This is a genomic window from Streptosporangium sp. NPDC002524, assembly GCF_040295985.1.
GTDB lineage: Bacteria > Actinomycetota > Actinomycetes > Streptosporangiales > Streptosporangiaceae > Streptosporangium.
This window is the reverse complement of record NZ_JBEOWK010000040.1, coordinates 44,761-63,836: the sequence shown is the minus strand read 5'-3', so window position 1 is coordinate 63,836 and position 19,076 is coordinate 44,761. Positions and strand designations below refer to the sequence as shown.

Annotated in this window: 16 protein-coding genes; 5 read left to right on the top strand and 11 right to left on the bottom strand. The window is 72.8% G+C overall.

The features are described from left to right. Positions 1-143: 143 nt before the first annotated feature. Positions 144-1,328, bottom strand: a complete 1,185-nt coding sequence (locus ABT053_RS40350; RefSeq protein ID WP_350976819.1) for an MFS transporter — start codon at positions 1,326-1,328, stop codon at positions 144-146. A gap of 58 nt (positions 1,329-1,386) precedes the next feature. Here ABT053_RS40350 and ABT053_RS40345 point away from each other — a divergent pair, with 58 nt between their 5' ends. Further along, positions 1,387-1,905 carry a MerR family transcriptional regulator gene (locus ABT053_RS40345; protein ID WP_350976817.1) on the top strand — a complete coding sequence of 173 codons (519 nt, stop codon included), beginning with the start codon at positions 1,387-1,389 and terminating at the stop codon, positions 1,903-1,905. Between the two features lie 75 nt (positions 1,906-1,980). Here ABT053_RS40345 and ABT053_RS40340 read toward each other — a convergent pair whose 3' ends face one another. The 5 genes from ABT053_RS40340 to ABT053_RS40320 all read right to left on the bottom strand — a co-directional run bounded on the left by ABT053_RS40340 (position 1,981) and on the right by ABT053_RS40320 (position 8,459). After that, positions 1,981-3,744 (bottom strand): S8 family peptidase, encoded by a 1,764-nt coding sequence (locus tag ABT053_RS40340; protein WP_350976814.1) that lies wholly within the window; start codon positions 3,742-3,744, stop codon positions 1,981-1,983. A gap of 170 nt (positions 3,745-3,914) precedes the next feature. Then, on the bottom strand, positions 3,915-5,345 hold the full coding sequence (locus tag ABT053_RS40335) for a pyridoxal phosphate-dependent decarboxylase family protein (protein ID WP_350976812.1): 1,431 nt from the start codon (positions 5,343-5,345) through the stop codon (positions 3,915-3,917). 186 nt (positions 5,346-5,531) lie between these two features. After that, entirely contained in the window at positions 5,532-6,176 is a 645-nt protein-coding gene (locus ABT053_RS40330) for a TetR/AcrR family transcriptional regulator (protein WP_350976809.1), read from the bottom strand. Between the two features lie 59 nt (positions 6,177-6,235). Then, the gene (locus ABT053_RS40325; protein ID WP_350976807.1) at positions 6,236-7,690 is read right to left on the bottom strand and encodes a sensor histidine kinase; all 1,455 of its coding nucleotides are present in this window, start codon (positions 7,688-7,690) and stop codon (positions 6,236-6,238) included. Between the two features lie 94 nt (positions 7,691-7,784). Beyond that, on the bottom strand, positions 7,785-8,459 hold the full coding sequence (locus ABT053_RS40320) for a response regulator transcription factor (protein ID WP_350976805.1): 675 nt from the start codon (positions 8,457-8,459) through the stop codon (positions 7,785-7,787). Positions 8,460-8,631: 172 nt separating this feature from the next. On the opposite strand from ABT053_RS40320, the gene ABT053_RS40315 reads away from it, so the two are divergent. From ABT053_RS40315 to ABT053_RS40305, 3 genes are all read left to right on the top strand, one after another. Further along, positions 8,632-9,900: a LolA family protein gene (locus ABT053_RS40315; protein WP_350976802.1), complete on the top strand. Its 1,269-nt coding sequence runs from the start codon at positions 8,632-8,634 to the stop codon at positions 9,898-9,900. A 324-nt stretch (positions 9,901-10,224) separates the two neighbouring features. After that, positions 10,225-11,253 (top strand): ABC transporter ATP-binding protein, encoded by a 1,029-nt coding sequence (locus ABT053_RS40310; protein WP_350976801.1) that lies wholly within the window; start codon positions 10,225-10,227, stop codon positions 11,251-11,253. 229 nt (positions 11,254-11,482) lie between these two features. Further along, positions 11,483-12,394 carry an ABC transporter permease gene (locus ABT053_RS40305; protein ID WP_350976799.1) on the top strand — a complete coding sequence of 304 codons (912 nt, stop codon included), beginning with the start codon at positions 11,483-11,485 and terminating at the stop codon, positions 12,392-12,394. 197 nt (positions 12,395-12,591) lie between these two features. Here the strand turns inward: ABT053_RS40305 and ABT053_RS40300 are convergent, their stop codons facing one another. From ABT053_RS40300 to ABT053_RS40290, 3 genes are all read right to left on the bottom strand, one after another. Beyond that, the gene (locus ABT053_RS40300) at positions 12,592-13,953 is read right to left on the bottom strand and encodes an ABC transporter substrate-binding protein (protein WP_350976797.1); all 1,362 of its coding nucleotides are present in this window, start codon (positions 13,951-13,953) and stop codon (positions 12,592-12,594) included. A gap of 513 nt (positions 13,954-14,466) precedes the next feature. Further along, the gene (locus tag ABT053_RS40295; RefSeq protein WP_350976795.1) at positions 14,467-15,216 is read right to left on the bottom strand and encodes a YcnI family copper-binding membrane protein; all 750 of its coding nucleotides are present in this window, start codon (positions 15,214-15,216) and stop codon (positions 14,467-14,469) included. 76 nt (positions 15,217-15,292) lie between these two features. After that, positions 15,293-15,847 (bottom strand): MFS transporter, encoded by a 555-nt coding sequence (locus tag ABT053_RS40290; protein ID WP_350976793.1) that lies wholly within the window; start codon positions 15,845-15,847, stop codon positions 15,293-15,295. Positions 15,848-15,949: 102 nt separating this feature from the next. On the opposite strand from ABT053_RS40290, the gene ABT053_RS40285 reads away from it, so the two are divergent. Beyond that, the gene (locus ABT053_RS40285) at positions 15,950-16,426 is read left to right on the top strand and encodes a hypothetical protein (RefSeq protein ID WP_350976791.1); all 477 of its coding nucleotides are present in this window, start codon (positions 15,950-15,952) and stop codon (positions 16,424-16,426) included. Between the two features lie 191 nt (positions 16,427-16,617). Here the strand turns inward: ABT053_RS40285 and ABT053_RS40280 are convergent, their stop codons facing one another. Beyond that, complete coding sequence (locus tag ABT053_RS40280; RefSeq protein WP_350976790.1) at positions 16,618-18,180, bottom strand: sensor histidine kinase; 1,563 nt, start codon at positions 18,178-18,180, stop codon at positions 16,618-16,620. An 11-nt stretch (positions 18,181-18,191) separates the two neighbouring features. Then, positions 18,192-19,022, bottom strand: a complete 831-nt coding sequence (locus tag ABT053_RS40275) for a helix-turn-helix domain-containing protein (RefSeq protein ID WP_350976789.1) — start codon at positions 19,020-19,022, stop codon at positions 18,192-18,194. Between the last annotated feature and the right edge of the window lie 54 nt (positions 19,023-19,076).

Below are 19,076 nucleotides of genomic sequence, written 5' to 3'. Positions count from 1 at the left end.
TTGAGCGCGTTCCACTCCTGATCGGTCAGCTCATGACGACGAATCACCCGCCAATGATCCCGCAGAACCTAGATCACTTTGAAGACACGGCCTAGGGCATCGTCCGCCGGTCCCGGCCCGGGGCCCCGAGGGGACGGCCGGGTTCAGGCCGCCGAGACGGGCTCGGCGGGGGTGTCGGCGGGCGCCGCGCCGGGGCGGGGGACGGCGAGATACGACAGGGCGAGACCGGCCAGGCTGAGGAGCGCCCCGGCCAGCCCGCTCCAGCGCAGGCCGCCCGCGGCCACGACGGCACCGCCGATCGCCGAACCGGCCGCCGCCCCGAGGTTGAAGGCGCCGACGTTGACCGCGACCGCCAGCGTGGGGGCCGCGCCCGCGTACCGCAGGATCAGTCCCTGCAGCGGTGCGATGGTGGCGGTGGCGAGCAGGCCGAGCGCCAGCACGGCGAGCACGGCCGACGGCTTCCAGGTCACCGCGAACGGGGTGAGGGCCAGCACCCCCGCCAGGGCGGCGAAGACGGCGCGCACGGTGGCGGTGGGAGCCCGGTCGGTGAGCCGGCCCGCGGCGAGGTTCCCCACGAGGCTGCCCGCCCCGTAGGCCAGCAGCAGCGCCGAGACCGCGGGGGCGGTGAACCCGGTGACCCGGGTCAGCAGCGGTGCGATGTAGGTGAACACCGTGGCCACCCCGGAGAAGCCGACCGCGGTGGTGACGATCGCCAGCAGCACCGGCCGCCGGGTCACGACCCGCACCTCGTCGCGGACGCGGGTGGCCTGGGCCGCCTGCCGGGGCAGCACGACCGCCAGCAGCGCGGTGCCCGCCAGCGCCAGCACGGTCAGCACCGCGAACGGGACACGCCAGCCCGCCCCCTGCCCGAGCAGGGCCCCCAGGGGCACGCCGAGCAGGGTCGCCGCGGTGAAGCCGGAGACGACCGTGGCGACGGCCGTTCCCACGCGTTCGGCCGGGACGACGCTCGCCGCCGTCACCAGGGCGAGGGCCAGGAACGCGGCGTGACTCAGCGAGGAGACCACCCGCCCGGCCAGCAGGACCTCGTACGAGGGGGCCAGCGCGCTGATCGCGCTGCCGGCGGCGAACAGCGGCATCAGCCCCAGCGCGAGGGCCTTGCGCGGCAGCCGCACGGTCAGGACGGTGACGATCGGCCCGCCGATCACCACTCCGAGCGCGTAGGCGGTGACCGCCTGCCCCGCCGCCTCCACCGAGACCCGCAGGTCCGCACCGACCTGAGGCAGCAGTCCCGCGACGAGGAATTCCGAGGTACCGATGACGAAGACGCTCGCGCACAGCGCGGCGAGGACGACAGAACTCTTTCTCATGCGGCGACGTTAAACTTTCACATGGATGTGAGAGTCAACCGGCGGTGAGGGAGATCACATGCGCATCGGGGCCCTGTCCCGGCGGACCGGGGTGAGCCAGCGACTGCTGCGCTACTACGAGGAGCAGGGCATGCTGCGGCCGGTCCGGCGCCCCAGTGGCTACCGGGAGTACCGCGAGCAGGACGTCGCCACCGTGCGGCGCATCCGCAGCCTGCTCACCGCGGGCCTGAACACCGCCACGATCGCGAGCGTCCTGCCCTGCGTCCGCGACGACGGCGAACGCCTCGTGCCGACCTGCTCGGACCTGGTCACCCACCTGTGGCGCGAGCGCGACCGGATCACCCACGCGATCGAGGAGCTGCGGGCGTCCCGCGCCATGCTCGACGCCGTCATCACCGCAGCCCCGCCGGAGGTCGCCCGCGCCGTCGCGGGCCTCGTCGCGACGGAGGACGTTCCCCCCTCGCCCGGAGAGCCGGCCGGCGATGCGGGAAGGTCGGGGCCGCCCCGAGAGAGGACGGGTCCGCCTCGGGAGGGGACGGGTTCGCCTCGGGAGGGGGCGGGCCGGGCTTCCGGGTGAGAAAAGAATCGGGCCACCCCCGGGGGGAGGGGTGGCCCGATCACGAGGCGAGGGTGCCTCGTGTTCCAGGAGGGTCTACTGTGAGGTGATCTTGACGTCGTCGATCCCGGCCTCCACCAGGCTCGCCCCGGAGGCGTCGGCCGCGTCCACGACGACACGGACGACCTGACCGGCGTGGCCGGAGACGTTGGCCGTGGCGGTGGCCCAGGCGGCGGCGCGGTTGGACGCGGCACCGGTCTGGTTCAGCACGGTCGTGGTGGTCGTGCCGACCACGCGGACCCGGACGTAGTCCGCGCTGCTCGCGTTGTTCAGGTGACCGAGGTACCAGGAGAAGGACAGCGTGAGCGTCCCGCTCGCGGGCAGCGTGATCGCCGGTGACTGGGCGCTCGTCACGCCGCCGTCGATGTCGCCGTCACCCGCGCTCGCCCCGGCCGCCGCGCCACTGACCAGCGCGTACGTGCCGCTGGGGGTGGTGCCGGGCTGGGTGATCACGCCGCTCGACGTCTGTCCCGGGTCGCCGCGCTCGAAGCGGCCCGTCGTCGCGGTGTCGGTGCCGCCGGGGTTGATCGTCCAGCCGCGCGCGGCCTCGAAGTCGTCGGAGTAGACCACGGTGGGCTGGGGGCCGGGGCCGCCGCCGCCCCCGACGTACAGGAGCAGGTTCGGCGAGCCGGTGCCGGGGTTGGTCACCACGCCGGGCGTGGCGTTGGAGACGATCGCGTCGCGCACCTGCGCGGGGGTGGCGGTGGGGGTGCCGCTCAGGATCAGCGCCGCCGCGCCCGCGACGTGCGGGGAGGCCATCGAGGTGCCGTTGATCGTGTTGGAGGCGGTGTCGTTCGTGTTCCAGGCCGAGGTGATGGCCGAGCCGGGGGCGAACAGGTCCAGGCAGGTGCCGAAGTTGGAGTAGGACGCGCGGGCGTCGGTGCTGGTGGTGGCGCCCACCGTGATCGCGGCGGGGAGCCGCGCGGGGGAGCGGGTGCACGCGTCGGTGCTCTCATTGCCCGCGGCGAGCGCGTACACGACGCCGGAGGCGATGGAGTTGGAGACCGCGGTGTCGAGCGTGGCGCTCGCGCCGCCGCCCAGGCTCATGTTGGCCACGGCCGGCTTGACCGCGTTCGCGGTGACCCAGTCCACGCCCTCGATGATGATCGAGGTGGAGGTGGTGCTGCCGCAGCCGAACACCCGCACGCCGACCAGCGTGACGGCCTTGGCGATGCCGTACTGGCTACCGCCGACCGTTCCCGAGACGTGGGTGCCGTGGCCGTTGCAGTCGGCCACGTCGTTGTCGTCGTCGTAGACGTCGCGCCCGGCCTGCGCCCGCCCGCCGAAGTCGGAGTGGGTGACCCGGATGCCGGTGTCGATGATGTAGGCCCGCACACCGGAACCGGTGTTCGGCGCGGTGTAGTTGCCGTCGAGCGGCAGGTTCCGCTGGTCGACCCGGTCCAGGCCCCACGAGGACACGGCCTGGTTGATCAGGGTGAACTCCTGGTCCTGCTCGACGTAGGCGACGTCGGGCCGCGCGGCGATCCGCCTGGCCTGCTCCTCGCTGGCGCGGATGGCGAAGCCGTTGACGGCGCGCTGGTAGACGGCGCTGACCTGCGCGCCCTCGCCCTCGGCGACCTCGCGCGCCTGGCGCTCGCGGTCGACGCGGCTGAACCGGCTCTTGAGGACCACGATGTAGCTGTCGGGGAGCGCGTTCGCGCTGCCCGCCTTGACGATGGAACCGGTGGAACCCGTGGATTCCGTGTGCTGCCGCGCCGAGGCCGGGGTGACCGACCCGAGGGCGAGCAGGAGTGCGGCGGTGACCAAGCCCGCTAATCGGAGGGTGGGGGCCTTGCTCATGTTCGCGGACCTCCTGGAGGGGGTGGGCCCGGCATCCCGGTCGGGGATCCCGGGCGGCGGTGGAGCGTCCCCATCGTCGGCCAGCACGATATTTACTGCAATATCATGACAAGGGTAAATCAATTTGTTATGTAGTTGTCCGTGCGCAATTGAGGGTGGATAGCGGGCGATCAGGAGTAGATGACGGAGAGGAAGCGGATCAGGATCGCCTCCCGCCGGTCGGCGGGGAGGGCGTCGAGGACCGCGTTGACCACGGCCATCTCCGGCTGCCCCGAGCCGCCCAGGTCCGCCCCGACCGCGGTCGCCAGCTCGCCGAAGGCGGCGTCGTCGAGCGCGTCCAGGTCCAGGCCCGCCACCAGCTCCACCAGTCCCTCCGGCAGCTCCGCGGGACCCCGCTCCCGGGCCGCCTCCGTGGCCTCCGCGATCACCTCCAGCATCGCCTCGACGCCCCGCAGGGTCACCCCGGTCACCGTGATGTGGATGTTGGCCGGGATGCCCGCGTACGACAGCTGCGGCTGCAGGAACCAGCCGCGCCTCCTCGCCTCGTCCGACAGCACGAAGACGTCCACCCCGTCCGCGTCCCCGGTGGAGCCGAAGGCGACCAGCGCCGACCCGGGGTCGCCGAGCACCCGCAGACCGGGGATCTTCGCGATGCCCTCGCGGAGCTCGCGGGCCGCCGCCAGGGTGGTGCGGCCGAGCTCCAGGTAGCCCTCCCGGCCCAGGGCCTGGAAGGTGGCCCACGCGCCGCCCAGCGGGCCCGCGGACTTCGAGCTCTGCACGGTGGCGTTGATCACCGTGTAGCCGGGCCACGACGCCGAGGCGAAGTACGCCCTGCGCCGCAGCGCCGGGTCGGCGAACAGCACGACCGAGGCGCCCTTGGGCGCGTACCCGAACTTGTGCAGGTCGCAGGAGAGCGACGTGACCCCGGGGACCGACAGGTCGAACGGCGGGACCTCCGCACCGGCCTCGCGCAGCCACGGCAGCAGCCACCCGCCCACGCAGGCGTCCACGTGGCAGAGCACGCCGCGCGCGGCGGCGATCCCGGCGATCTCGGCGATCGGGTCGATCACGCCCTGCGGGTACGACGGCGCCGAGGCGACCACCAGGACGGTGTCCTCGGTGATCGCGGCCTCGACGTCCGCGGGGGAGGCCCGGAACGTCACCAGGTCCACCGGTACGGCGTCCACCACGACGCCCAGGTAGTGCGCGGCCTTGTGGAAGGCGGGGTGCGCGGTCACCGGAACCACCATCCGGGGGCGGCCCGCCGTCTCGCGGGAGTCCCGCGCGGCCTTCACCGCCAGCATGATCGACTCGGTGCCGCCGCTGGTGAAGATGCCCGAACCCCCGCCGAGCAGCTCGGCGACCGCGCCGACGACCTGCTTCTCCATCTCCACCACGCTGGGGAAGGCCGTCGGGTCGAGGGTGTTGACCTCCAGCATCTCGAAGTAGGCCCTGGCGGCGGCCTCGTGCACCTCGGGCCGTCCGGTGTCGTAGACGTACGCGGTCACCTTGCCGCCGCGCACCGGCAGGTCGTCCCGCTTGAGACGGGCGATCTCGGCCAGCAGTTCGTCGGTGGTACGGCCCTGGTCAGGCAGGCTCATCGGTCTCCTCGGTGGTACGGGGCTCGCGCGGGCTGGAAGGACGCGGCCCGCAGGGGCCGCCGGGAAGTGCCAGCATCACACGAAATCACACGAAATCGTGCCGCACGAAGATCCGATGGCGCGCACCGGCCCGGGATGCGGGACGGGGTACCGGAGCCCGGGACGGGGGCACGGAGCCGGGCGGGGTCAGGGCGAGGGTGGGGGGCCGGGGAGGGCGGCGACGCGGTGGATCATCTGGTGCAGGTAGGCCCGGAACCGCCGCAGCACGACGGGATCCTCCGCGTCCTGGCGGTTGCCCTCCCAGTCGAGCACCCCGCCCTGGCAGAAGCCGTGCACGCACCACACCACCGACCAGAAGGCGTACTTCATGTCGACGTCGGCGTCCACGTACCCCGCCTCCATCGCGGGAGTGATCACGCTGGAGACGAGGTCGATCTGCGGCTGGATGTATTTCCGTTCCAGCTCGGTGACGTCGCTGGCGTCCGCGAGCCACCGGTGCATCCAGAGGGAGGGGAACTCGGGGTGGGCGACGCAGAAGTCGATGTAGTGGTCGACGATCCGGTGGACCACCAGCGCCGTCTGCTCGGGGGTCACCGCGGATATCCCCTCCAGCGCCTTCGTCAGGGACGCCCGCTCGGCCCGGTACTCGCGCTCCATGATCTCCAGATAGAGCTCCCGCTTGCTGCCGAACTCCTCGCCGAGCGCCTCGACGCTCAGCCCGGCGGCCTCGGCGACCTGGCTCGCGGAGGTGCTGTCGTACCCCAGCGCGGCGAACAGGCTGGTGGCGACCCGCAGGATCAGCTCCCGCCGGCTGCCGTCAACGGAAGTCATAAGGGTGACGCTAGGTCCCGGGCGATCGCCCGGCCAAGCGGGTGATTCACAAGCCTCGGTCAAGATAGCGGAAGCCGTACGACCGCGCGGAGGCCCGGGGAGGCGTCCTCCAGGTGGACCGCGCCGCCGTGGGCGTGGACCGTCTCGCGCACGATGGCCAGGCCCAGCCCGGCTCCGCCCTCGTCGCGGCTGCGCGCGCTGTCCAGCCGGGTGAACCGGTCGAACACCCGCTCCCGGTCGGCCTCGGGGATGCCCGGACCGTCGTCGGCGACGGTCAGCACGGCGTCGGCCCCCTCGGCCCGCAGCTCGACCACCACGGGGGCGGAGGTGTGCCGCAGCGCGTTGTCGACCAGGTTGACCAGCACCCGGCTCAGGTCCAGCGCGTCCCCGGTGACCCTGACCGGCCCGTTCCCCGGTTCGCCCGCGATCCGTACCGTGACGGCGTCGCCGTAGCGCTCGACGGTCTGCGCGACCAGCTCGTCCAGCTCCACCGGCTCCCCCCGCGCGGGCGTGCCGCCGCGCTCGTCCAGCCGGGCCAGCGAGAGCAGGTCCTCGGCCAGCCTGGACAGGCGCATGGTGTCCTCCAGCACACCCTCGGCCGTCTCCCGCCAGTCCTGCCCCTCGGGGTGGCCGAGCGCCACCTCCAGCTGGAGCCGGATGCTCGCCAGCGGGCTGCGCAGCTCGTGCGCCGCGTCCGAGACCAGGGCCCGCTGCCGGACGCCGGCCTTCTCCAGCCGGGCCAGCATCGCGTTCAGCGTCGTGGCCAGGCTGTGCACCTCGTCGCGCGCCTCGGGCACCGGCAGGCGGCGCGAGCGGGCGGTGTCGGTGATCTCGTCCGCGCCCCGGCGCAGCGCCGCGATCGGCCGCAGGGTCCCGCCGATGATCACCCAGCTGGCTCCCGCGAGCAGGATCAGCAGCAGCGGCGTACCGATGATCAGCAGGTGCCCGGCCGTGGAGATGCTGGTCTGCACCTCGCTGAAGGGACGGGCCGCGATCACCGTCTGCCCCCGGTCGGCGCTGAGCACCCGGACCCGGAGCATGTGCGGGATGCCGTAGGGCTTCCCGTCCAGGAAGCGCGCCTCACCCCTGCGGAGGGCCGCCGCCCGGTCCCCGGCGTCCAGCAGCGGCACGAGCCTGTCGGTGCCGGTGGTCGTGTGGGTGATCCGCCCCGTGCCGTCGATCACCTGCAGGAGCGTGCCGTCGGGGGAGGTCATCTCGTCGGGCAGCCGCCCGGCGTCGGCCAGCGAGACCGTCTCCCTGGCCCGCTGGTAGATCGACTCGTCGATGGTGGACAGCAGCGCGTTGCCGAGCACGGTGATCATCACGTAGGCCGAGACCACCAGCGCCACCGCCAGCACGGCCGAGGCGACCGCCGTCAGCCGGAAGCGCAGGCTCTTGCGCCGCCACAGGCCGACCGCGCGCCCTCCCCCGTGCGCGATCACGTCGGCCGGGGAGGCCGTCCCGGCGGAGGAGGCCTTTGCGGCGGGGAGAGGCGCGCCGGTGGGGGAGGTCACACCGGCCGGGTGTCCCGCGTCCGTCCCCGTCCCTGCCCCCGCTCCGGGCCGGTCGTGGCGGGCGCGGATGTCCCGGCCTGCCCGGGGGTCCTGGTCAGCCGCCATCGCCGGCCAGCCGGTATCCCGCTCCCCGTACCGTCTGCAGCGCGTTCCGGGAGAACGGCACGTCGATCTTGCGGCGCAGGTAGCCGACGTACACCTCGACCACGTTGGGATCGGTGTCGAAGGTGTCCCAGACGTGCTCCAGGATCTCCGTCTTGGAGACCACCTCGTCGTGGTGGCGGATCAGGAACTCCAGCAGCGCGAACTCCCTGGGCGTCAGCTCCACCGGCGTCTCGCCCCTGGTGACCCGCCGCCTCGCCGGGTCGAGCGCGAGGTCCCCGGCCCTCAGCACGGACGGCCGCCGGTTCGCCCCGCGCCGCAGCAGCGCCCTCAGCCTGGCCACCAGCACCACGTACGAGAACGGCTTGGTCAGGTAGTCGTCGGCGCCGAGGTCGAGCCCGTCGGCCATGTCGTACTCGCCGTCCTTGGCCGACAGCATCAGGATCGGCACCCAGTTCTCCTCGGCCCGCAGCTGCTTGCAGACGTTGTAGCCGGAGATCCTGGGCAGCATGATGTCCAGCACCACGACGTCGTACTCGCCGTGCCTGGCCTGGTGGAGGCCGTCCTCCCCGTCGTGCGCGAGGTCGACCGCGAACCCCTCGGCCTGCAGGCCGCGTTGCAGAGCGGCGGCCATCCTCCGCTCGTCCTCCACGACGAGAACCCGCATGAACCGCTCCTTCCACCACCTGTCACCACCTGGACGTGCCCATCCTCGACCACCCGGCCTGAGAGGCGGCTGAGAAGCCTGTGAGCCCTCTCAGTCTGTCTCAGCTTCGGCACAGGAGCCGTCACGCAGGCTGCTGTCGACAGGGATGGACGGCATACCGTGGAGGAATGAGATGTCTGAGCAAGCGAGACGGGGTCGCGCGGTGAGGTGGGCCGTACCGGTCGCCGCGGTCGCGCTGGTCGCCGGAGCCATCGGAGCCGGACCGGTCATCGCCGCGGTCCAGGGGGATCCCGCGCTGCCCGAGCGCACCGCGGAGCAACTGCTGGCGAGCGCCGCCCAGGCGAGCCGGAGCGGGTTGAAGCCCATGTCGGGCACCGTCATGCAGACCGCCTCGCTCGGGCTGCCCGGCCTGCCCGGCGTGTCGGGCGTGGGCGGATCCTCGCCCGCCGCGCTGCTGGCGGGCTCGCACGAGCTCAAGGTCTGGTACGGCGGCGAGGACAAGGTCCGCTTCGCCCTTCCCGGCCGGATGAGCGAGACCGACCTGATCGTCAACGGCGACCAGGTCTGGCTGTGGCAGAGCGACCTCAACAAGGCCACCCGCGTCAAGGCGGACAGCCCAGAAGGCACGGAAGGCGCGGAGGGCACGGGGAAGACCGGGGGTCCCGGGAGTCTCGGGGACGGGAGGCCGGGCACCGGGCCCGGCGACGCGCACCGGGCGCTGCCCACGGCGACCACGCCGCAGCAGCTCGCCCAGGAGCTGCTGAAGCGGGTCGGCGCCGACACCGCGGTCAGCGTGACCAGCACCGAGAAGGTCGCCGACCGCGCGGCCTACCAGCTCGTCCTCGCGCCCAAGGACGCCTCGTCCCTGGTCAAGGAGGTCAAGCTGGCACTGGACGGGGAGACCTTCGTCCCGCTGCGGATCCAGGTGTACGCCAGGAGCGCGGCCGAGCCCGCCTTCGAGGTCGGCTTCACCTCGGTCACGTTCTCCCCGCCCGCCGCGGAGAACTTCACCTTCACCCCGCCCGCGGGGGCCAAGGTCGAGGAGGCGTCGATCGGCGAGCTCGCCAAGGACGGCGGCGCGCGGCAGGGCGAGAAGCTCAGGGAGGGCGAGAAGATCGGCGAGAAGGTCAGGACGGTCGGTGAGGGCTGGACCACGGTCGCGGTGATCCCCGCCTCCGAGACGGCGAAGCTGACCTCGGCACCTCAGGGCGAGGGCCCCGCGGGGCAGGACGCCGGACAGGGCGCCGGGCAGGGTGCGGGACAGGACGCCGGTGCGATCACCGACGCCCTGCTGAAGTCGGCCAAGCCGATCAGTGGCACGTGGGGCAGTGGCAAGGTCATCCAGACCAAGCTCGTCTCCGCGCTGCTGACCGACGACGGCCGCCTGCTGGTCGGCGCCGTCACCCCGGAGAGGCTGTCCGAGGCGGCCGGTCAGAAGTGAGCCCGGCACCGGGAGCCCGGCGCCCCCGTACGGGAAGGCGCCCGGCTCCCGGTGGTTCCACCGGTGGTGCCCATCGGCGGGGCCCGGCGGCGGGATCCGTCAGCGGGGACCGGCGGTGTGAACCGGGGACGCCGTCCGGGCCGCGCGCGACGTTCCGGGAGCCCGGCGCGTCCGGTACGACATCCAGCGGACTCGGCGTACCCGCCGGTTCGTGAGTGTTCGGGGACGCTCACGAACGTCTAGGGCGCGAGATCCAGCCGGGACGGCCGCGCGGCCGTCCCGGAACCGACGAGCAGTGGGGGAGAAGTGCCGATCGTCCAGAACGTGAGGAACAGTGGGAGCGAGGAGAACCGGACCGGCGAGGCTGGGGAGGACCCGGCGGCCGTGACCGTCGAGGGACCGGCCGCGAGCCCCGCCGACGGGGGGTTCGCCATCGTCACCAGCGGGCTGACCAAGCGCTTCAAGGGCGGCCAGGTGGCCGTGGACTCCCTCGACCTCGCCGTCCCCGGCGGGTCGGTGTTCGGCTTCCTCGGCCCCAACGGCTCGGGCAAGACCACCACGATCCGCATGCTGCTCGGCCTGGTGGCCCCGACGGCGGGCGACTGGCGGCTGCTCGGCGCCTCGATGCCCGGAGGGGCGGGCGGCGTGCTGCCCAGGGTGGGTGCCCTCGTCGAGGGGCCCGCCTTCTACCCCTACCTGTCGGGCGAGGCGAACCTGCGCCGCTACGACGCCGCCGACCCCTCGGCCGACCCGCGTACCGTCACGGCCAGGATCGGGTACGCGCTGGAGCGGGTGGGCCTGGCCGCCGCGGCCCGCAAGCGCTACCGGGCCTACTCGCTCGGCATGCGCCAGCGGCTCGCCATCGCCGCCGCGCTGCTCGGCCCCAGGGAGCTGCTCATCCTCGACGAGCCGACCAACGGCCTGGACCCGCAGGGCACCCGCGAGGTGCGCGGCCTGGTCAGGGAGATCGCCGCCGAGGGGACGACGGTGTTCGTCTCCTCCCACCTGCTGGCCGAGGTGGAGCAGATGTGCTCCCACGTCGCCGTCATGCGGACCGGGCGGCTCGTCGCCCAGGGGTCCATCGCGGAGCTGCGCGCGGGGGAGACGGTCAGGATCCGGGTGGAGACCCCCGACACCGTCGAGGCGGCGGCCGTGCTGGCCGGGCTCGGCCTGCCGGAGATCCGGCTCGGCGACGGCGACGTCAGCGCCGCGCTGGGAGCCGGCGCGCCGGAGCGGGTGTGCGCCGCCCTGGTCGCCGGCGGCGTCGCCGTCCGCGGCCTGGCCGTCCAGCGGCCCAGCCTTGAGGACATGTTCGTGGGCCTGACCGGGGAGGGATTCGATGTCGACGGTTAGCGGGAAGGAAGCCGTGTCCACCGAGAACGCCGTACGCGCCACACGCGCCACGCCCGGCCGGGAGCCCGCCACGGGGGCGGGTCCCGCGCCGGGAGCGGGGGCGGACCTTGTACCGGAAACGGGCGCGGGCCCAGCGCCGGGAACGGGGTCGGACCTCGCGCCGGAAACGGGCGCGGGCCCAGCGCCGGGAGCGGGGGCGAGCCTAGCGCCGGGAACGGAAACCGCCCTCGTGCCGGAAACGGCCCTCGCGGGTGGCGGGCGCGCCTCCGGGAGCCCGGCCCCCGTCGCGCGGGCGGTGGGCGCCCCCCGGGCGTGGCTGCGGCTGCTCGGCTCGGAGGCCGGCCTGATCTTCCGGCGGCCGAGGAACCTCGCCATGCTCGCGGTGCTCGCCGCGATCCCGGCGCTGATCGGGATCGCGCTGCGGACGTTCAGCGGATCCATGGGCGACGGCGACGGCGGAGGCGGCGGCGGGCCGGCGATCTTCGAACAGGTCACCGGGAACGGGCTGTTCCTCACCTTCGCCGCGCTCTCGGTCCTGGTGCAGCTGCTGCTGCCGGTCGCCGTCGCGGTCGTCGCCGGGGACTCGATCGCCGGGGAGGCGGGCATCGGCACGTTGCGCTACCTGCTCGCGGCCCCGGCCGGCCGGACCCGCCTGCTGGCCGTCAAGTACGCCGGCGTGATCCTCTTCTGCCTCGCCGCCGTCACCGTGGTGGCGCTGTCCGCACTGCTCACCGGCCTGCTGCTGTTCCCCGCCGGTCCGATCACGCTGCTGTCGGGAGGGACGATCCCCTTCCTCGACGGCGTGCTGCGGATCGGCGTCGTCGTCCTGTACGTCACCGCGGGCATGGCCGCCCTGGCGGCCATCGCGCTGGCCCTGTCGACCCTGACCGAGGTGTCCGTCGGGGCCATCGCCTCGACCGTGGTAGTCGTCATCGTGGCCCAGGTGCTGGGAGTCATCCCGCAGCTGTCGGCGATCCGGCCGTACATGCTCACCGAGTGGTGGAACGGCTTCGACGGCGTCCTGCGGGATCCGATGGCCACCGGCGACATGGGGCAGGGCCTGCTGGTCTTCGCCGCCTACGCCGCCGTCTTCGGCTCCATCGCCTGGGCGCGCTTCACCGGCAAGGACATCACCGCCTGACCGCGCCCTCTCCGGTTCCCGCGCCCCGTGGAGGCACGGGGGCCGGAGGTCGTGCGGGACGGGCTCCCCGGCGGTCCGGAACCGCTCAGCCGCCGGTGAGCCCGTACCTCCCACGATGTCTCCGGTCACGAAGGCGGCGAGTCACGAAGGCGGCGAGTCACGAAGGCGTCGAGTCACGAAGGCGTCGAGGGGAGGGCTCAGCGGTCGGGGGAGACCTTGAAGCCCTGCCGCCGCGCGTAGGCGCTGAGCCGCTGCTCCCAGGCCATCAGGCCGGTGTCGAGGTTGGTGGCGTGCGAGAGCGACCGTCCCACGCTGCCGGCGAAGACGCTGTTGGCGTAGAGCTGGAACGGCAGATACTGCCAGCCCTTCGCCACCTGCGCCGAGCCCTCGCTGAACAGCCTGTTCGCCCGCTGGCCTCCCAGCATCGGGATCTCGACGTCGAGGAACTCCTTGCTCTCCAGCAGGCCCGTCGTCGCGGGGAACACCCCGGAGACGGTGTTCAGTGACCTGACCGCCTCGGGGTCGGAGTTCAGCCACCGGGCGAAACCGTAGGCGGCGAGCCGGTGCCCGCTCGTCGCGAGGACGGACACGCCGGAGCCGCCGTTCTCCGCGTTGACCGGCTTCCCGGTGTCCCAGCGCGGGAGGGGCGCGGCGCGCCACAGGCCCTTGGTCCGAGGGATCGCGCCCTGGATGACGCCGGGTGCCCAGGCGCCCGTTATCCACAGCGCGTACCTGCCCTTCGCCATGTCCTTCCACCACGGCTTGGTCCAGGTCACGGCCGGGTTGACGAGCTTCTCCCGCGACAGCCGCGTCCACAGCCTCGCCCACCGCCTGGTTCCCCTGTCCTGCAGGTCGATCCGGATGGTCGTGGCGTTCTCGATGCCGAACGGCCGCCCGCCCGCCTGCCAGATCAGGCTGTCGGCGATGCCGGAGTCGGTCGGGTCGACGCTGGTGACGAAGACGCGGGGGTCCTTCCTCCTGATCGCCTCGGCGACCGTCACGAACTCCGTCCAGGTTCTCGGCGGTGCCAGGCCGAGCCGGTCGAAGACGTCCTTGCGGTAGATCATGGTCATCGGGCCGGTGTCCTGGGGGACCGCGTAGACGCTGCCGTTGAGGTCGACCTGGTCCCAGGCCGAGGGGCTGAACCTCCCTGCCAGGCCTTCCGCGCCGTACGCGTTGAGGTCGGTCACGGCTCCGGAGAACGCGAAGCGGGGCAGCGCGAAGTACTCGATCTGCGCCACGTCGGGAACGCCGGTGCCGGCCTTCAGCGCGGCCCTGAGCTTGGTGTACTCGATCCTGGACCGGCCGGCGTCGATCAGGTTGACCTTGATCTTGGGGTACCTCCGCTCGAACAGCGCCACGGTCTTCCCGAGGTTGGGTACCCAGGACCAGAACGTCAGGGTGGTCCGGGTCTGCAGCGCCCTCTCGATGTCGGCGGCCCTGACCTCGGGGGGCGGGGGCTGCGAGGCGTGATGGGGGGTCGGCACGCCGCAGGCCACCGGGGCGAACAGGGCGACGGAGAGCGCGGCGACCGCTGTGACGCGAGTGCTGTGCCGCATGACGGGGACCTCCATGAGGAGTGGAAGAGCGGTGCCCGGCGGCCTCGGCCGGCGGAACGGGCGGCGTCGCGGGGGAGGGAGGCGACGGGACGGCCCGGGAGGTGTGACGCGACAGACATACCGATAGAACGCCGCCCTGACCTGCGAACATTTCCGTGACGCGCGGCCGGGCGCCCTGTCTCACGGCCCGGCGGGGCGTCGGCGCGGCCGTGGGACACCGGGAGGGCGTGTGGCGCGGCCTCCCGGCGGAGGACGCGGCTTCCCGGCGGAGGGGGACGGGAGGAGCGCGGGCGGTGCCCGGAGAACGCGGGACGGCGCCGGAAAACGCGGAACGGCCCCGGGAGGCTTCCCGGGGCCGTTCCGCGCGATCGGAGGAAGATCGGAAGGAGATCGGAGAAGGGTCAGAAAGTGGTCACGAACCGGTCAACAGGCGGCCGGAAGGCAGCCGGAGGACGGCCGGAAGACGGTCGCCGGGAGCGGACGCTCGGGAGGCCCGGAAGGCTGGTGAGACGGTCAGGAGGCGCGGCCCCGGCGCAGGCCGAACGCCGCGACCACGAGCCCGGCGAGCCCGAGCACCAGACCGGCCCCGCCGAGCAGGCGGGCGGTGCCGTCCGAGCCCTCAGAGGAGGCGACGGGAGCCACCGACGGCGTCGACACCGCCGGAGCCGAGGAGGAGGCGGCGGCCGACGGGGGAGCGGAGGCGTCGTGACCGGCTCCCTCGGCGGGGGCGGGGGTGAGCTTCAGCGTCGGGGCCGGGCGCTCGGGCTCGGAGCCGTCGGCCTTGGGCTCGTCCGCCCACTTGACGACCTCGCCACCGCTGTAGGTCTGGGTGGTGGGGAAGACAAGCTGGTCGGTGTCCTTGGGCAGCGTGCCCATGGACACCTCGAACTCCTGGAACTGGCCGGGATCGATCTTCCCGCCCGACCAGGTGACCTTCGTGACCGCCTCGGTGAGCTCGCCGTACTCGGTGGTGATCGGCTCGGGCAGCTTGTCCTCGACGACCTTGACGTCCCAGCCGGGCACCGGCTTGACCGAGACGAAGGCCAGCGGGTGGTCGGTGGGGAAGGCCACCTCCAGCTTGGTCGTCGAGGCGTCGTCACGCTCGTTCGGGACCCGGAAGGCGACCTTGGTGAAGCCGCCCTGCACGGCGGTGCCGGGGTTGATGGTGACGTGCGCGAGGGCGGGAAGGGCGAGACCGAGGGTGAGGGCGGTGGCACCGGCGGTGACGGCGGCCAGACGGCGGAAGGCGTGCGAGAGCGACATGGGGGTTTTCTCCACTTCGAAACGTCAGGATTCCGAGATTTCGGGATTCCGGGATTCCGGGTTTTCCGGGGACGGGTCAGGCGACGGGAAGCGGAGGACCGCGCCGGCTGACGGAGTGACGGAGGACGGCACGCGCGGGAACGGGCGTGACCGGGGCGTACGCGGCGCCCGCCGGGGCGGCGACGGCGGCCGGGGGCCACGGCAGCGGGAGGAACATGGCGCCGAGGCGGCGACCGGCCGAGCGGAGCAGCACCCACAGGGCGCTCTCGCCGCGGGCCAGCCACCATCCGGTGATCAGGGTCGCGGTGAGGTGCGCGACGAGCATGCCGAGGCTCTCGCCCAGCCCCCTGAGGTGCGGATGCGGGGGCGGGACCCCCGCGGTGCCACCGAGGGCGAGCAGCTCGTGCAGCGCCAGCTGCAGGGTGGCGAGCCCGGCGTTGATCGTCACCATCGACCGCTCGCGCCCGGCGAGCAGCACGGCCATCGCCATGACCGCCGCTCCCGTCGCGGCCACCACCCACGGCCGCGGCCAGGAACCGCCCGCGGCCACGTGGCCGAGGACGGCGAGTGCCAGGCAGACGGCCGAGAAGGTGGCCGCGCGCGTGAGGCGTAACGGGAGGCGGGCGCGCATGGTGACCCATATGTTCTCACGCCCAGGGTGTCTGCCGTTCTGGACTTTTTGTCGCTATGGTTGCCGCGACCGTGACAGGTCCTTCCAGCCGAGGTGGTGGCGATGCGGCACGTCGTTGGGGTGCTTGTCGGGCTGTTCGTGGCGGCCGTGCTGCTCCTCGGCGCGGGCTGGGCCGTACAGGAGGCGGGGGCGAGCCTGGTGCCCCTCCCGGCGGAGAGCGGTTCGAGGACCTGGATCGCCCTCGGGGTGATGGCCGGGATCGGCCTCCTGATCGGCCTGGTGGTCGCCGGTCGCGTCTCCCCGCTGGCGGCCTTCGTCCCGTCGATGGTCCTGCTCGCCTGGACCGTGGTCTACGCCCTGGACGTCAGGCGTGCCATGGGCCTCGTCCCCGACGACCCGGCCTTCCACGAGGTGATCCTGCAGGCCGGGCGCGGCATGGGCCTGCTGCTGACCACCGGCGTCTACGCGCTCCTCGGCATCCTGCTGTTCCTGCCGGTGCTGATGCCCTCCCGCTGGGCGCCGCGCTTCCGGGACGAGGAGGAGGAGTACGAGGAGTCCGACGCCCACGGCTACCGCTGAGCCCCCGGCCCCGGCTTCCGGAGCCGCGCTCGCTACCGCGGCCTTCGGTCACCGCGGCTTCAGGTCACCGCGGCTTCAGGTCGCCGCGGCTTCCGGTCGCCGGAACCGCGCTCCCCGCCGCCGAGTCCTCGATCACCGGGGTCGCGCCCGTCACCGCACCGCGCGTCCGCCGGCCCGCGCCGTGACCCCGGTCACCGCCGGCGGTGACCGGCCCAGCCGGCCGGGCTCTTCGTGCCGCTGGCCTCCTGGGGCGTCCCCTCCTCGCGGGTCCCCTCCCTCTCCCGGGGGCCTTCCTCACGGGTGGCCTCCCTGACGGCCGAGTCCTTACCGGCTGACTCCTTGACGGCGGAATCCTTGACGGCGGAGTCCTTGCCGGCCGCTCTCCTGGAGGGCGGGGCGGCCTTCCCCGGACCGGCGAGCTGGACCTCCGTGTCGGTCCCGAGCGGCCGCGCGTCCTCCGCCGGGAGCCTGAGGACGAACCTGGCCCCTCGCGGCGAGTCCTCGATCAGCAGGGTTCCCTGGTGGGCGTGGGCGATGTCGCGGGAGATGGCGAGGCCGAGCCCGCTGCCGCCGGAGTCGCGCAGGCGTCCGTCGTCCAGGCGGGTGAAGCGCTCGAAGACGCGCTCGCGGTCGGCGGGCGCGATACCGGCGCCGTCGTCGACCACGGCCACGACGGCCTTGCCGTCCTCGAAGCCGACGGAGACCTCGACGCGGCTGTCGGCGTGCCGCCGCGCGTTGCTCAGCAGGTTGCCCACCACCCGGATCAGCTGGATCCGGGAGCCCCGGACGTGTACGCGGGCGGACACCTGGACCCGTACCGGCATCCCGGTGCCCTGGGCCGCCTCCTCCGTCACGAGGGCGCCGAGATCGATCAGCTCCTGCGGCGCCGGGTCGGCGGCGCGCAGCCGGGCCAGCTGCAGCAGGTCGTTGACGATCGCCTCTAGCCGGCCGCTGGCCGTCAGCGCCCCCCGGATGGTGTCGCGCGGATCGACGTCGTCGGGGTAGAGCAGGGCCTCCTCCAGCTGCACGCGCAAGCCGGCGATCGGGGTCCTGAGCTCGTGGGAGGCGGTGGAGGCGAAACGGCGCTGCTGCTCCACGGCCTCCTCCAGGCGGGTCAGGGTCTGGTTGGCGGTGCGGGCGAGCAGCGCGATCTCGTCCTCGCCCGGGGGTATGGGCACCCGCAGGCTCAGATCGCTCACCGTGATCTCGGACATCCGCGCGCGTATCGCCGCCACCGGTCTCAGCGTCCGCCCCACGACGCACCAGGTCATCCAGGCCGCGAGGGCGAGCAGGATGAGGACGCCCGCGGCGATGAAGTACTCCAGATGGTGCTCGTGCAGGATGGCGGGTTCCTCCAGGCCCGCGTAGACCACCGGGGAGTCGGCCGCGGGGGAGACCCGGATGGCCATGACCATGACGGATCCCTCGGTCAGCTGCTGGAACCGGTCGTCGGCCGGAGGGCGGCTCGTGCTGATCGGCGCCATGCCGATGGCCTGCCTGCTGGAGTTGACCACCACGCCGTGGGAGTTCACCAGCTGGACGAGGTCGACCGGGGCGGTGGCGGGGATCGGATCGGGGATGTTGCCGATCCGTACCAGCGCGCTCCACTGGCTGGCGACCCGCTCGGCGTTGCCGAAGCCGTCGTCCTGGATCCGGTAGCGGATCGCCATGTCGATGCTCGTGCCCACCAGGGCGAGGATGACCAGCAACAGCATCGTCGTGATGATCGTGTAGCGCGCCTGGATCGAGCGCATGCGCGGCCCCTTCATGGCGACGTCAGCGCCGCTAGGCTGCCCAGCAGGTTCAGGGCGTGCGCGGAAGGGCTTCCCGGCTCGGCCTGGAAGACGATCAGTTTCTGGCCGGTGGAGCCGTTGATGTTGAACAGCTCGTACGTGAGCGTCAGGTCGCCGACGTCGTGGTGGTGGAAGCGTTTGGTCGCGACGTTCCCGCTGAACACGTCGTGGCGCGCCCACATCCGGCGGAAGTCCTTGCTCTTGAGCGAGAGCTCGCCGACCAGGTCGGTCAGGTACGGATCGTCGAGGTCCGCGCCCGCGACGGCGCGTAACTGGGCGACCTTGAGGCGGGCGGACTCCTCCCAGTCACGGTAGAACCGGCGGGATCCGGGGTTCAGGAAGAGCAGCCGGAGCAGGTTGTCCCGGTGCGCCAGCCCGTCGTAGAGGGCGTCGGCCATCTGGTTCGAGGCCAGCACGTCCATCCAGCGGCTGGTCACGATCGCCGGGGTGTAGGGCCAGCTGCGTATCAGGCGCACCAGCGCCGGCTTCACCCTTTCCGGCCGGTCGGCGGTCCTGGACTGCCGCGGCCCGGGGTGCGCCAGCTCGTGCATGTGCGTCGCGGCGTCGGCGTTGAGGTTGAGGACCTGCATGAGGGCGCCGAGCACCCGCTCGGACGGGTGACGTTCCCGCCCCTGCTCCAGGCGTATGTAGTAGTCGGTGCTGACTCCGGCCAGCATCGCCACCTCTTCCCGGCGCAGCCCCGGCGTCCGCCGGGAACCGGCGGGCAGGAGGCCCACCTGTTCGGGAGTGGTGAGTTCACGCCGAGCGCGCAGGAACTCACCTAGGAGATTGTCGCTGTCCATAGCATTAAGGTATGCCAGAACCCATTTGACATGGTGGCAGTATTACTCCCACGG